Raw genomic sequence first — 14,392 nt, forward strand, 5'->3', positions numbered from 1 at the left:
AGATAAGGATGTAAGCTGGCAAGCAAACGCCCCATTCCGGGGCGAAAAATCCCGGTTTCGACGCGAACATGGCCGTTTAAGTCCGGATTAAGTGCTTTTGGTACATGTTTTTGGGTATTTTGGCTAGTACGTGCTATGCTTTTAACAAGCGGTAAACCGAATCACTTTGAGGGAGGCACTATGATTAATATGGAAAAAACTTACGATCTGTCGGCTGGCAGTCGCCGTGCCGTACAGCACAACGTGCTGCGCAATACGTACTGGCTGCTCGCGTTGTCGATGATACCGACCGTGTTTGGCGCGGCGCTGGGCGTTTCCCTGCACCTGCCGCTGGGCGGCGGTCTGATGGCACTGGTGTTCCTGGCCGGCGCCTTCGGTTTCATCTGGGCGATTGAAAAGAACAAGGATTCCGGCGTGGGCGTGGCCCTGCTGCTGGGCTTCACGTTCTTCATGGGTCTGATGTTGACGCCCCTGCTGTCGCGCATCCTGGGCTTCGCCAACGGCGGCTTCCTGATCATGGCGGCCTTCGGTGGTACGGCGTCGGTGTTCGCGGTGCTGGCATCGATCGCCACGGTCTCCAAGCGTGATTTCTCGGGCATGGCCACGTGGCTGTTCGCCGGTGTCATCGTGTTGATCTTGGCTTCGCTTGCCAACATCTTCCTGAACATTCCGGCGCTGGGCATCGTCATCTCGGTGGTGGCGATCGCGATCTTCTCCGCGTACATCCTGTATGACGTGCAGCAGATCGTCAACGGCGGCGAGACCAACTACATCAGCGCCACGCTGCGTTTGTACCTCGACGTGTACAACATCTTCACCAGCCTGTTGTCGCTGCTGGGTATCGCCGGCGGCAGCCGCGAGTAAGATCGCAAGTCAGTAGCATCCAAAAAGCCGGCCTAGCGCCGGCTTTTTTTATCGCACGCACGCTCCCGGCGGCCACAAATGCAAAATGGCCACGGATCCACGTAGGGCGGATTAGGCGGAACGCCGTAATCCGCCATTTATGAGCCGCCGACGGAACATGTATGGCGGATTACGCTTCGCTAATCCGCCCTACGTGGAACCGTGGGAATTTGTTCGTTCCCGGCGTTGCCACGCACCTGGAAGCGGCTGCTGGCGACGACTTTGTCCTCATCGTCCACCAGCGCCAGCTCGTGCTGACCGGCCACCGGGTGCCACGCGTAATCCGCATCCGCACCGCCCAACGCCGCGCCGTCCAGCCGCCATCGCAGCCCGCGCCCGCCCTGCGCATGAAAAAACACCCGCTCGATACTTTTCGGGATATCCGGATCGAGCGCGATAATCCCCGTATCGCCCGGGTAGAGTATCTTGGGCGCCCTCCCCGCGTCGCCCACCAGCGCGACGACCGGGCTTTCCGTCCCGGCCAGGAACCACTCGCCACGCGCCGTCTCCAGCGCGGGCTGATAAACGATCTGCTGGCGCGCCACGCCGGGTGGCGCTTTGGGCGCGCCGCTTGGCCGGCCGCGATGCAAATAGTCGACGACATCGCGCCACACCGGCGCCGCCCCCGTCACCCCGGACACGTCCCACATCGGCTGGCCGTCGAAGTTGCCGACCCAGACGCCGACCGTGTAGCGGTCCGTGTAACCGACGCACCAGTTGTCGCGCATGTCCTTGCTGGTGCCGGTCTTGACCGCGCTCCAGAAGGTCGTCGCCAGTTCGTTCTTCAGGCCGAAGGTCAGGCTGCGCGCGCCCCGATCGGCCAAGATATCGCCGACGATGAAGCTGGCGCGCTGATCGAGCACGCGGCGCGGCGCCTCCCCCGGCGCCCCGGCCAACGCCAGCCTTACCGGCCCCGCCATGCCGCCATTGGCCAGCACGCGATAGGCGTTGCTCAGCTCCAGCAGCGACACCTCGGCGGAACCCAGCGCCAGCGAGTAGCCGTAGTAATCGGCCGGCTGCGTCAAACTGCTCAGGCCCACGTCGCGCAGCCGCTCGTGGAAGCGCTCCAATCCCGTCATCACCAAGGTGCGCACCGCCGGCACGTTCAAAGAACTGGCAAGGCTGGTGCGCACGCTGACATAGCCCTTGAAATCCTTGTCGTAATTCTGCGGAACGTACAGGCCGGAGGGCGTGGAGATATCGATCGCCGTATCGTCCATCAGCGAGGCGGCCGTGATCAGTTTGCGCTCGATTGCCAACTCGTACAGAAACGGCTTGAGCGTCGACCCGGCCTGCCGCAGCGCCGCCACGCCATCGACCTCGCCGTCGCCGGCATTGCCGACGTAGGCGAGGATGTCGCCGCTGGCGTTGTCGAGCACCACCACCGCGCCATCGTGGACGTTACGTCCTTGCAGCGACATCAACTGCTGGCGCAGGACGGTCTGCGCATACCGCTGCAGTTCCCCGTCCAGGGTGCTGCGGACCGACTGGCCGCCACCGGTCAGCAACTGCTGCGCGACCTGCGGCGCCGGAGGCGTATCGACCGCCAACTGCGGGCGCCCCAACGCGACAAGGATACGCAATTCGATATCGCTGCAGGTCGCTGGCATTCTCAGTTCGCGCCCCAACGCGCAGGCGCGCTGCGAGACGATCTTGGGCGATGCAGACGGCCCGCGCAGCAGGCTGGCGAGTATCACCGACTCGGACTGGTTCAGGCCCGACGGGGCCTTGCCGAACAGGATGCGCGACGCCGCACCGACGCCTTGCAGCTCGCCGCGGTAGGACACCAGGTTCAAGTACGCCTCGATGATCTGCTGCTTGCTCCAGGTGGCGTCGAGCTGGCGCGCGGCCTTGATCTGATCCCACTTCTGGCCCCAGCTGCGGCCCTTTGCGCTCGGCCGCAGATCGGGATGCAGCAGCGCGGCCAACTGCATGGTGATGGTGGACGCGCCGCGCGGCCGGCTACGGAACAGGTTATCCCATGCCGCCTTGGCGGCGGCGCTCCAATCGACGCCATCATGTTGATAGAAGCGCTGGTCCTCCGCCTGCAAAATGGCGCCCGGCAGCGCGGGGGAGATGTCCTTCAACTCCACCCAGGGCAGCCGTCGCACCGCCATGTCGACGCGCAGCGACTGTACCGGCTCGCCGTGGCGGTCCAGCAGCGCCGCCTCGGACGAGCGGTAGCCGGTGCGCACCTGTTCCGGTGTCGGCACCTCCTGCGCCTGCGGACCGGCGGCGTGGGCGGCGCCGGCCAGCGCCAGCACGACAAACAAGATCGATCTCATTTCACCCTCAACGGCGCGTTCGGCGACTCGCCGAACATCTCCGGGCTGTACATCGCTTCGACACGCGTCGGCGGCAGGTTGAACTGGCCCGCGTTATTCAGCCGCACCGTGTACTCCACGCTCCACTTCCCCTTCGGTACGAACTGATAGAACGAATGGAAGCCCTCGAACGTGCGCTCCTCGAACGCCGGCTCGACCCAGCCGGTGCGGCGGTTGCCCGCGTCCAGCAGCGCCGAATCGCGGCCCAATCCCGAGCCCAGCACCGTGGCGCTGGCCGGGATCGGATCGTCCACAACCACCCAGGTCATGTCCGATTGCGCCTCCAGATCGAGCCGCACACGATAGACGTCGCCGCGCGACCACGCCCCCTTGACCGCCTGCTCGACCGGCGTGATGGTCTTGGCGATCTTGTAGCCGCTCGACAGCGGCGACTTGAGCGGCACCGCCGCCACGGTCTGCAAGTTCACCCACGGCTTGCCGGCGCCGGCGTGATCCAGTTCCAGATTGCCGCTGCCGCCGCGCGGCCATGGCAGCATCGCCTTGCCGCCGCTGGCGTCGCCGCCGAAGGCGATGCTCTTGCTGGCCTGTCCCAGGGTAGCGCTGGCGGTACCGGTCACCTTTTGGCTCTCGAACTTTTGCGCGAAGCGGTCCAGCGCCAGCACGCCCCAGGCGTTGGCCACGGTCGTGTCCCAGCGTCCGGCGCGTTGCCGCCCCAGCGCACCGCGCGCCAGCCGGCCCATGTCATCGCGCCAGGCGGGGTTGTCGGCCATCGCCAGCAACAGCCGGTTGGCGTTGCTGTCGGCGGACGCCATCAGCCACCACCAGTCGTCGGTGCGTTCGGTCGAGAAGCCCATCGTCGTGCCCTGGAGGTTCAGGCGCGAACGCAAGATCTGCTCCGCGCCGGCCAGTCGCTGGGCGCGCTGGGGCAGCTTGTCGGAGCGGCGCAGGATCAAGTACCAGTCGATGACGGCCGACGTCGGCCACAGATTCGGCGCGACCGTGAACGATTCGAGTTCGCTGGCGTTGATGCCGTTGGAACGCGACAGCGCCTCCAGCGCGGCGATCTTGCGCACCGCCAGATCGGCCGTCGGCAGGGCCGAATGCAGCACCACTTTGCCCTGCACGAAGGCCAGCAAGCCGGATTCCATGCGCGCCTTCAGCTCCGGCGGGATGTCGTAGCCGGCTTCGTCGGAAGCCGACAATACATAGGCGGTCAAGCTGTCGCTGCCCGACTGCATGCTCGCGAAATACTTGACGAGGCCATTCGCATCCAAGTGCGCGGGCAAGGTCTCCAGCGCCGACTGCCACATGGAAGGATCGTGCAGCGCGATCGCGCGCGACGCCACCTGCTCGAAGCAGCGGTAAGGATAGGCGGTCATGTAGTCGCGCACACCCGGCATATCGCCGCCCAAGGTGGTGGCGAATTGCGTCTGCACGCCGCCACGGCCCGGCAAGGCGTCCTCGGGCAGCTTGACCGGGATGCTCTGCTTGCGCTCCAGCTGGAGCAGGGTTGCCTGCGTGGTACGCAGCGGCACCGCCGCCACAACTTTCTGCTTGACCTTCAAGCGGTCGCGCGAGGCCGGAGCATCATCTACGCCAGCAATGCTTGCGCTGACGTCCCACGCCAGCGACGACACGCCCAGCGGCGCCTGGTAATCCCACCCCACTTCCCGCGCCTCCCCGGCCTCCAGCGCCACCTGCTGCCGCGCCAGCGCCTTGCCGGCGGCGCTTGCGCCCAGCGTGACCTTGACGGCGGCGTCGGTCGTATTGCGCAAGGTGAAACCGGCGCGGAAGCGGTCGCCCTCGCGCACCACCGCCGGCAGACCCGATAACAGGATCAGATCCTGCGAGCTGCGCACCTCCGTGCGGCCGGTACCGAACAAATCGGCCTGCGCGTTGGCGATGGCGACGATGCGGAAAGCCGTCAGCGAATCGTTGATCGGCACTTCCACCGAGGCCTCGCCGTTGGCGTCGAGCGTCACGTGCGCCTTCCAGAACAGCAGCGTGTCGAACAGCTCCCGGCCGCCGCCCTTGCCGCCGCCACCACCGTGCGGCACGGCCTTGCGGCCGAAGTGGCGCTTGCCGACCACCTGCATCTGCGCGGTCGAGGTCTGCACCTGCAGGCTGCGCTGCTGCATCATCGTCTCCAGCAGGTCCCAGCTGGCGTTGGGCATCAGCTCCAGCAGGCCGACATCGACCGCCGCCAGCGCCACCTCGGCGCCGGCCGGCGGCGCCGAGCCATCGGCGCGCGTCACCTTCACTTTGACGCCGGCCTTGTCGCGCACCTTGTAGACCTGCTTATCGGACGTGACCTGCACCTTCAGCTCATTGGCGGACCAGCCCACGCGCAGCGGCGCGATCCCCAGCTTGTAGGCGGGCTTGCCCAGATCGACCAGCGCGGTCGGCTGCACGCTCGCCACGCGGCCGCGCACCACCAGCGCCGACACGTAGACGTTGGGCGCGTAAGCCTTCTTGACCGGGATCGTGAACACCGGCTCGCTCGCGGTCAGCGGCCGCACATAGGTGTCGATCACGCCTTCGCGCTCCACCGTCACCAGCGCGGTCGCCTCGCGGAACGGCATGCGCACCTGGAAGCTGGCGGTGTCTCCCGGTTCGTAGCGCTTCCTCTCCGGCAGCAAGTCGATGCGGTCGTTGTCGGTGGCGCTGAACCACCAGTCGTCGCCGTCGGCCACCCACATTTCGCGGTTGGTCATGGCCACGTGCTGTCCGCCGTCGCGGGTTTGCGCGCGCAGGATCAGATTACCCGAGGCAGGCGCCTTGACCTGGCAAATCAGCAGTCCCCTGGTGTCGGTCCGACCTTCGCAGGCGGCGCCCATGGCTTTGACTTCGCTGCTGTTCTCGTAGGCGTAGAAGCCGCCGATCAAACGCCGCCGGTGCGCGTACGACTGCCGCTGGAAGAAGTCCACCGACACCGGCGCGTCGGCCACCGGCTTGCCCTGCAGGTCCAGCACCACCACCTGGAACTTGAGCGCGTCCTTGCTCATCACCCAGCCGTCGGGCTGGATGCCGATCACATAGTTCGACGGCCACAGGGGGATGCGCGTGGCCGCCGACAGCGTCTCGCCGTTGGCGTCCTGATAGGACATCTCCGCCATCAACTCGTGCGGGACGGTGACGGCGGGTAGCTGGTCGAGCGTGACGCGGGTGCCGCCGGCCTTGTCCAGGGTCAGGTTGCGCGTCTTGAAGCCGGTGGCGGCGCCTTCGGCGGCGTCTTCACCGCCATCGACGAACACGCCCTCGTCCTCGTCGAAGGCGCCCGACTCGCGCTCCACGCCGAGTTTGACGTCGCCGCTGCTGAAGGTGAAGTTCTCGTAATCCTCGAAGGCGACGTGCTTGTCCTGCACCGCCGTGCGCAGTTGCACCTGCGCCCCGCCGGCGCCACCGCCGGACAGGTAGCTTAGTTGAACGTCCAGGTCGACCGACGTGGCCTGCACCGCCGGGCTTTTAGGCCCTTGCAGCAGGGCCTTCATGGTCGGCACGCGGAACTGCTCGACGCGGAAGCGTCCGGCCACGCGGCCGCCCAGCATCACCTGATACCAGCCCTGCTTGGCGTCGGCCGGAATCGCCCAGTCGTTGGCGGCGGTGGCGTTGGCGCTCCACGCGATCGGCAACTCGTAGCGTTGTTCGCTGCCCTCGTGGACCAGGAAAATACTCGACGGCTGCGCCTTGCGCTCCTCGGCCGTCAGCTGGTTGGTGTCGTAAGCGGGCCGCTGCTTGCGCGGCGCGTCATTCGCGCCGACCAGTGCGATTCCCTGTTCCACGTGGCGGCGCAGGAAGTGCTTCATGTGCACCGTCTCGCCGGCGCGCAGCAAGGTGCGGTCGAATACCGTGGCGGCGATGACGTTGTCGGCCCCTTCGCCTTCGGTCGGCAGGTTGAAGCGCCAGTTCTCGATGCCGCGATCCCAATCGGACAAGGTAAACGTCATGTCGCCGCCGCTGCGCGCGCTGACAAAGAAGCCGCCGCGCGGCTCGCACGCGCTCTCCGCCAGCTCCTGCGCAATGCGTGCGACGCCATCGCCGTTGGTGACGCCCTGCCACACCTGCTTGCCGGCGCAGTCGCGCACGGACACCTGCGCCTGCGCCACCGGCTTGCCCTTGTCGAGCGACGTCACCCACACCAGCGACGACTGAGCGCCGCGCTTGAAGTGCGCCACCAGATTGGTCACCAGCGCGGCCGAACTGACGTAGGCCGTTTCGCGCTTGCCGGACAAGGCCGCGCCCAGTCTGGGGCTGGCCAGTTCGACCACGTAGAAGCCCGGCTTGCGCAGCGGGATGCCGACCACCTCGAAGGCCTGCCGGCCGCCCGGCTTGGGCATGGTGAAGCGCTGGGTAGCAGCGGTCCCACCACTGGCCAGCAACGGCTTGTACAGCGCCTCCCCACCCAGTTCATTTGGCTGCCAGCTGCCGCGATAACTCATGCGCTTGAGCCAGTCGATGATTTGCTGGTCCTGCTGCTCCTGCGTGCCGGCGTCGTTAACCCGCAGGGACGCGCCTTCGATCGCGGTTTTCAGGCCGGCCACATTGGCCTCGATATTACGCACGGTGACCGGCAACAGGCGGTCTCCTTTGGATTCGATGATGCCGAAGCGCGCCGGGAACTTGACCAGCGGCGGCTGCGCGGCGGTCTGCACTGCCATCGGGAAGCGCCGCTGATTGATCAAAGGCCGGCCGGCGTCGTCCTTCAAGGCGGCGGGCAGCGACAGCTGCAATTTGGCGTTTTCGGGGAACGGCCCCGGGATGCTCAAGTAGCTGACATCCTCCGCCTTGGCATCTTCCTTTTCCAGTTTCGGCTTGAAGACTTTGCCACTGGGCGCCGTCACTTTAACGGCCATCGCATCGGCCATGCGCACCGGCGCGGAGAACTGCAATCGCAACGGCAGGAACGGAATGCAGCCGCCCTTGACGGCCAGCCTTTCGCAACTCAGTTTGGCGGTGAAGTCGGGCCGCGTTTTGAATGCCAGCGTTTGCGCCTGTCCGGTGACAATACCGCTGTCGGCCGCGATGCCGGCACCCCACACCAGCGCCACGTTGGCCTCGGCCGGCAACGGCCGCTGGCATTGCAGCACCACGATGGGCAGCTTCTCGATCCGGTCGCTGCGCACCGCCGTCGTGGCGCGCCACACCACGCCGCGCGCCTTGAAGTACAGCGACAGATAGCGGTTGGCGAAGTCCTTGCGCAGATCGAGGATCTTCTGGCGCTCGGCGCCGGCGAGAATGCGCACGCCGATTTTTTCGTGCACGCCGTCGGCGCGGCACCAGGCGTTGGCGGCGATGGTGGCGTCGCTGGCAGGGGCGTCCAGACCGAGCACGAAGATCTGCTGCTCGTCGATGCGGTTGCTGCCTTCATACGGCAGCGATTCGACGATGGCGGGGCCGCCGGTGTCGAAGCCGAAGGCGCGCTCGCCGGACAGCGGCTTGCCGCTTAAGTCCTTGACGTCGCTCTTGGCGGTGAAGCGGCAGGCCACGCCGGCCGGAAGGTCCCTGTCGAAATCGTAGCTCCAGTTTTGGCCGTCGATCCAGCGCCCCTTGCCCTGCTCCGGGCAATCGACGGTAAAGGGATCGGACAGGCGCATGTCGCCCAGCGGGACCATCGGTGCGCTGAAGCGCGCCACCACCTGGCGCACGCCTTTGACGGTGCCGGTGGGCGAGAACGAGGTGATGGTGGTTTGGGCGAGAACGGCGAGCGGCAGGCTGCAGAAAGCGGCGATGCCGATAAGACGGGAAAGAAGGCGCATGCCAACTCCGGATACTGTGTGGGTCAGTCCAGTGTTGCAAAAGCTTAAGGTAAAGTCAACAGAAAGCGGTGTTGCGTGGTCTGGCGTGGGCCGCTGGCGGAGCTTGGCGGATTACGCTGCGCTAATCCGCCCTACGTGTTTCCACAGTCACGCAATCGCCGGGTTCCATCGACGGCGTTCCATCGGCGGCATTCAATCGACGGCCGGTCACACATGGATCACCGTGGAGACACGTAGGGCGGATTAGCGCACAGCGCGTAATCCGCCACAAAGCCGCCAACCCGCGTGCTTACACCAGGTTAAACACCGCCATCGATTCCACGTGCGACGTGTGCGGGAACATGTTGACCACACCGGCCTTGTCGAGCACATAGCCGGCGTTGACCAGGATGCCGGCGTCGCGCGCCAGGGTCGACGGGCTGCACGACACATACACGATCCGCTTGGGCAGCAGATCGGCGCGCGTTGCGCTCAACGCCACCAGCGCTTCGCTCAACGCCATGGCGCCGTCGCGCGGCGGATCTATCAGCATGCGGTCGAATTTTCCAAGCGCGATCAAATCGTCGGCCGTCACTTCGAACAGATTACGGGTATAGAACGTGGTCTTGTCCGACAGCCCGTTGGCCTTGGCATTGTCCAGCGCCCGCTCCGACAAGGTGGTGCTGCCCTCGATGCCGACCACCTCGCGCGCCTGCGTCGCCAGCGGCAAGGTGAAGTTGCCCAGGCCGCAGAACAGATCGGCGACGCGGTCTTGCGGCTGCACCTCCAGCAGGCGCAGCGCCTTGCCCACCAGCACGCGGTTGATGTAGTGGTTGACCTGCGTGAAGTCGACCGGCTTGAACGGCATCTTGATGCCGAATTCCGGCAGCAGGTAATGCAGGTCGTGGTCCAGCGGGTAGAACGGCGCGGCGGTCTCCGGGCCCTTGGTCTGCAACCAGAATTGAATGTTGTGCAGATCGGCGAAGGCCTTCAGCTTGGTCTCGTCGTCCTTGGTCAGCGGCGCCATGATGCGCAGCACCAGCGCGGTGACGCCCTCGCCGATCGCCACTTCGATCTGCGGCACCTGGTCGTACAAGGACAGCGAGCCGATCAGCCCGCGCAGCGGCAGCAGCAGGTCCGACACGTGGCGCGGCAGGATCTCGCAACTGTCGATATCGGCCACGAACACCGATTTCTTCTCGTGGAAGCCGACCAGCACCGTGCCCTTCTTGACCACGTGGCGCACCGACAGCCGCGCGCGGTAGCGGTAGCCCCAGGTCGGGCCGTACATCGGCCGCATCACCGTCAGCGGCTTGACCTTGCCGATATGGCGCAGGTTGTCCTCCAGCACGCGCTGCTTGATGGCCACCTGCGCGGTCGGCTCCAGATGCTGCATCGAGCAGCCGCCGCAGTAATCGAAATGCTTGCACTTGGGCGTGACCCGCATCGGCGATTCGCGATGCAGTTCGGTCATGCGCGCCATTTCCCAGTTCTTCTTCTTTTTGAAGGTGTAGAAACTGACCTTCTCACCCGGCAACGCGCCCTCGACAAACACCACCTTGCCCTGCGAGCCGTCTTCATTGTGCAAGTGGCCGACGCCACGGGCGTCCATGTCGAGCGATTTGATGTCGAGGATAGTATCTTGCATAAAATTTAATTTTAAAGAAAGAATGGCGGGCGACCGGCGGCCGGCACGTGCCGGGGCCAGTATGATAGCAGAAGGCGTAGGGGGGAAGAAAACGACTACAGCAGCGAATCGCGCACCACGCCGCGCGCGGCCATGGCCCGTTTGAGTTTGACCAGCGCTTCCTGCTGGATCTGGCGCACGCGCTCGCGGGTGACGCCCATTTCCTCGGCCAGGGTTTCCAAGGTGGCGGGATCGTCGTTGTCCAGGCCGAAGCGGCGCATGATGACGATGCGCTGCTTGTCGGGCAGCTTGGTCAGCCAGTCGCGCATCAGCACCGTCATCTCGTGGTGCTCGGCGCGGGCGTCGGGACTGTCCTCGCTGTCGCCGGGCAGCATGTCCATCAGCGACGATTGGGGATCGTTGTCGAGCGGGGCGTCGAGCGAGGTGGCGTGCTCGGACAGCGCCAGGATGTCCTGCACCTCCTCCACCGGGCGGCCGACCAGCTCGGCGATATCCTCGGCGGTGGCGTCCTTGCCGTTATGGTGCTGGGCTTCCAGATGGTATTTGCCGCGCAGGATTTGATTCAGTTCGCGCACCATGTGCACCGGCAGGCGCACCGTGCGGGCCTGGTTCATGATGGCGCGCTCGATGCTCTGGCGTATCCACCAGGTGGCGTAGGTCGAGAAGCGGAAACCGCGCTCGGGCTCGAACTTGTCGATGGCGCGCATCAGGCCGATGTTGCCCTCCTCGATCATGTCGAGCAGCACCACGCCGCGATTGATGTAGTGCTTGGCGATGGAGACGACCAGCCGCAGGTTGTGCTCGATCATGGTCTGGCGCGCGCGGAAGTCGCCGGCCTTGGCCAAGGTGGCGTAATGCACCTCCTGCGGCGCCGTCAACAGCGGCCGGGTGCCGATCTGGTTCAGGTAGTGCTGGGTGGTGTCGGTCGACAGCTCGGCCGCCAGCACCTTTTTCAATTCGTCGACCTCCAGCACCGCCGGCGCCTCGGGCAGGCGCCCGCCGTCCTCCGCGCCGTCCGCACCGTCCATGGCGTCGATGACTACATCATCGTTGGACTCGTCCTGGAAATCTTCCGGGGCCGAGTCGTCATCCATTGGGTCGTGCGGCGTATGTTTCATGGCTCAGCTAGCGGTTAGGCAGGAATTTGGACGGGTCCACCGGTTTGCCTTGCTGCCTGATTTCAAAGTGCAGCTTGACGGAATCGGCGTCCGAATCGCCCATCTCGGCAATCATTTGTCCCTTGGTCACGCTCTGGCCTTCCTTGACCACGATGCTGCGGTTATGGGCATAGGCCGACAACAAGCTATTACTGTGCTTCACAATAACGAGATTACCATAACCACGGATGCCGCTACCGGCATACATGACTTTTCCGGCCCCGGCCGCCACGACATGCTGGCCGGCCTTGCCGGCGATGTCGACGCCCTTGTTCTTGCCCTCGTCGAAGGTGGCGATGACTTTGCCCTCGGACGGCCACATCCAGCTCAATTTCTCATCGTCGGCGGCGGCCGCGCCGGCAGCCGGCGCCGCGGGCGCGGCCGGCGGACGGACCACGGGCGCGGCCGGCGCCGCCGGCGTGGCCGGGGCGGCCGCGCCATTGGCGGCCACATCCTTGCCATTGTCGGCGCGCTGCAACTCGGCCAGCGTGGCGTCGGTGTACGGACGCTTCTCGCCTTTCGGACCGGTCTTCTTGACCACCGGCGCCGGCGGCGGCGTCTTGTCGGTCGGCGGCATGACGACGGCGGCCGTTTCGACGCCACTGCCGTTGCCGGCCGCGTCCGGCGGCAGCACGCGCAGCACCTGGTCGACCTTGATGTCGTTCGGGTTGGCCAGGTTGTTCCAGGCCACCAGATCGCGGTAGTTCTGGCCGTATTCGAGCGCGATGCGGATCAAGGTATCGCCCTTCTTGACCGTGTACAGGCCGCGCTCGTCGCGCGACGCTTGCGCCGATTCGCTCGGCGTGGCGGATTTCACTGGCGGGGTCGACACCGGACGATCGATCACCGGGGCCTGGTTCGGGGTGGTGCTGCAAGCGCTCAGGAAAGCGAGCACCAAGCTCAATACGAGCACATTACTTTTAGTTGTCATTCTCATCTTAAATTTCAGTTTGATGCGTACGAGCGCAATACGGACAGGTGAACGATCACACCGTGCCCGGACGCAACGGGACGAAATGGCAATCTTCCAGCGTTTCGCTGGTCCATTCCTTCTTGCCGATGCGTGTAATCAGTTCCAGACGCTGCGCGCGGGCGCCGACCGGCGCCACCAGCCGGCCACCGATGGCGAGCTGTTCGAGCAATGCTTGCGGCACCTCCAAACCGGCCGCAGCCAGGATAATGCCATCAAACGGCGCCGCTTGCGGCAGGCCAAGCATACCATCTCCGTAATGCAAGCGTAGATTCGGCACACGCAGGGGCCGCAAGTTATGCTTGGCGAGCTCATGCAGAGGCTTGATGCGCTCGATAGAATAAACCTCTTGCGCCACTCTTGACAACACCGCCGCCTGGTAACCGCAACCGGTGCCGATCTCGAGCACCCGTTTGAGCTGGCCGCCATTGCGCATCACCTCGATCATGCGGGCCACGATATAGGGCTGGGAAATGGTCTGCTGGTGGCCGATCGGCAGCGAGGCGTCGATGTAGGCCTGGGAGGCCAGCGCCTCCTCCATGAACATATGGCGCGGCACGCTTTCGAGCGCGCCGAGCACGACGTTGTCCTTGACGCCCTGCCTGGCCACCCGCTGCACCATGGCGCGGCGCACCGCGTCCGACACCAGCGGATTCTGGCGCGGGGCCGGGGCGACTACCGGCTGGGCCCGCTCCATCGCGTAACTGTGGGCCTTGGACGGCACCGCCACCGGACGCGGGCCCGGATAACCGTGCTGCGGCGGCACGTGGCGCGCCGCGTTCTGGGTCGCCGTCTGCGGCGTGGCCACCGGGGCGAACATTGTGGTCTTTTTGGCGCCCTTGTCCACCACCGACGACAGCGGCAGCGGAAAGGTCCGGGGTTTGTCGCTCATGCCAGGCCCTTTTCCAGTGCCGCGAGTTGCGTTTTATGGGTCAGATCGACCTGCAGCGGCGTGATCGAGGTGCGGCCGTTGGCGCAGGCAAAAAAGTCGGTGCCCTCGCCGGCGTCCCTGGTCGCGCCGGGCGGACCGATCCAGAAAATTTCCCTGCCGCGCGGATCCTGCGAGCGGATCACCGGTTCCGACTGGTGGCGCTTGCCCAACCGGGTGGCGACCACCTGGGTCAATTGCGCGTAGGGCCGGTTGGGGATGTTGACGTTGAGCAGATACGGGCGCGGCAGGGTTTCATAATAGCGTTCGATGATGTCGCGCGCATGACGGGCGGCGTCGTCGATATGCTCCCAGCCGAACGCGCCCTGGGAAAAGGCGATGGCGGGAATGCCGAACAGGTAGGCCTCGGTGGCGGCCGCCACGGTGCCCGAATACAGCGTGTCGTCCCCCATGTTGGGGCCGTTGTTGATGCCGGAGACGACCAGGTCGGGCCGGTAGTCGAGCACGCCCGTCAGCGCCACGTGCACGCAATCGGTCGGCGTACCATTGACAAAATAGAAACCATTGGCGGCCCGCTGCACCGACAGCGGCCGGTCCAGCGACAGCGAATTGGACGAGCCGGAACGGTTGCTGTCCGGCGCCACGACGACGATGTCGGCGATCGGCGCCAGCGCGTCGGCCAGGGCGTTGATGCCCGGCGCCAGGTAGCCGTCGTCATTACTGATCAGGATTCTCATACGGAGATTTTACCTGAAGCAACGCCCGGACTGCGCGCCCGGACCGGGTCGCAACCAGATAAATTTAC

At 65.4% G+C, this 14,392-nt stretch carries 8 protein-coding genes; 1 reads left to right on the forward strand and 7 read right to left on the reverse strand.

Going from position 1 to position 14,392, the window contains the following annotated elements; all coding sequences use genetic code 11:
* Positions 1 to 180: 180 nt before the first annotated feature.
* Positions 181 to 864: a Bax inhibitor-1 family protein gene (locus AC07P1_RS01825; RefSeq protein ID WP_315217568.1), complete on the forward strand. Its 684-nt coding sequence runs from the start codon at positions 181 to 183 to the stop codon at positions 862 to 864.
* Positions 865 to 1,043: 179 nt separating this feature from the next.
* Here the strand turns inward: AC07P1_RS01825 and pbpC are convergent, their stop codons facing one another.
* The 7 genes from pbpC to surE all read right to left on the reverse strand — a co-directional run bounded on the left by pbpC (position 1,044) and on the right by surE (position 14,324).
* Positions 1,044 to 3,188, reverse strand: coding sequence for a penicillin-binding protein 1C (gene pbpC, locus AC07P1_RS01830; protein WP_494694225.1), 2,145 nt, complete (start codon positions 3,186 to 3,188; stop codon positions 1,044 to 1,046).
* On the reverse strand, positions 3,185 to 8,944 hold the full coding sequence (locus tag AC07P1_RS01835) for an alpha-2-macroglobulin family protein (protein WP_494694226.1): 5,760 nt from the start codon (positions 8,942 to 8,944) through the stop codon (positions 3,185 to 3,187). Before AC07P1_RS01835 ends, pbpC begins: the two co-directional genes overlap by 4 nt.
* 289 nt (positions 8,945 to 9,233) lie before the next feature.
* Complete coding sequence (gene rlmD / locus AC07P1_RS01840; RefSeq protein WP_494694227.1) at positions 9,234 to 10,571, reverse strand: 23S rRNA (uracil(1939)-C(5))-methyltransferase RlmD; 1,338 nt, start codon at positions 10,569 to 10,571, stop codon at positions 9,234 to 9,236.
* Positions 10,572 to 10,666: 95 nt separating this feature from the next.
* Positions 10,667 to 11,689, reverse strand: coding sequence for an RNA polymerase sigma factor RpoS (rpoS, locus tag AC07P1_RS01845; protein ID WP_494694228.1), 1,023 nt, complete (start codon positions 11,687 to 11,689; stop codon positions 10,667 to 10,669).
* Positions 11,690 to 11,696: 7 nt separating this feature from the next.
* Positions 11,697 to 12,659 carry a peptidoglycan DD-metalloendopeptidase family protein gene (locus AC07P1_RS01850; protein WP_494694229.1) on the reverse strand — a complete coding sequence of 321 codons (963 nt, stop codon included), beginning with the start codon at positions 12,657 to 12,659 and terminating at the stop codon, positions 11,697 to 11,699.
* Positions 12,660 to 12,714: 55 nt separating this feature from the next.
* Entirely contained in the window at positions 12,715 to 13,590 is an 876-nt protein-coding gene (locus tag AC07P1_RS01855; RefSeq protein ID WP_494694230.1) for a protein-L-isoaspartate(D-aspartate) O-methyltransferase, read from the reverse strand.
* A complete protein-coding gene (surE, locus tag AC07P1_RS01860) occupies positions 13,587 to 14,324 on the reverse strand; it encodes a 5'/3'-nucleotidase SurE (RefSeq protein ID WP_363504653.1) in 738 nt (245 codons plus the stop codon). Before surE ends, AC07P1_RS01855 begins: the two co-directional genes overlap by 4 nt.
* Positions 14,325 to 14,392: the final 68 nt, after the last annotated feature.

The organism is Duganella sp. GW821-FHT07F09 (assembly GCF_059418705.1).

Coding starts and splice junctions, on each gene's coding strand:
- surE (WP_363504653.1), bottom strand. CDS start 14,324: ATGAGAATCCTGATCAGTAATGACGACGGCTACCTGGCGCCGGGCATC.
- pbpC (WP_494694225.1), bottom strand. CDS start 3,188: ATGAGATCGATCTTGTTTGTCGTGCTGGCGCTGGCCGGCGCCGCCCAC.
- rlmD (WP_494694227.1), bottom strand. CDS start 10,571: ATGCAAGATACTATCCTCGACATCAAATCGCTCGACATGGACGCCCGT.
- AC07P1_RS01850 (WP_494694229.1), bottom strand. CDS start 12,659: ATGACAACTAAAAGTAATGTGCTCGTATTGAGCTTGGTGCTCGCTTTC.
- AC07P1_RS01835 (WP_494694226.1), bottom strand. CDS start 8,944: ATGCGCCTTCTTTCCCGTCTTATCGGCATCGCCGCTTTCTGCAGCCTG.
- AC07P1_RS01825 (WP_315217568.1), top strand. CDS start 181: ATGATTAATATGGAAAAAACTTACGATCTGTCGGCTGGCAGTCGCCGT.
- AC07P1_RS01855 (WP_494694230.1), bottom strand. CDS start 13,590: ATGAGCGACAAACCCCGGACCTTTCCGCTGCCGCTGTCGTCGGTGGTG.
- rpoS (WP_494694228.1), bottom strand. CDS start 11,689: ATGAAACATACGCCGCACGACCCAATGGATGACGACTCGGCCCCGGAA.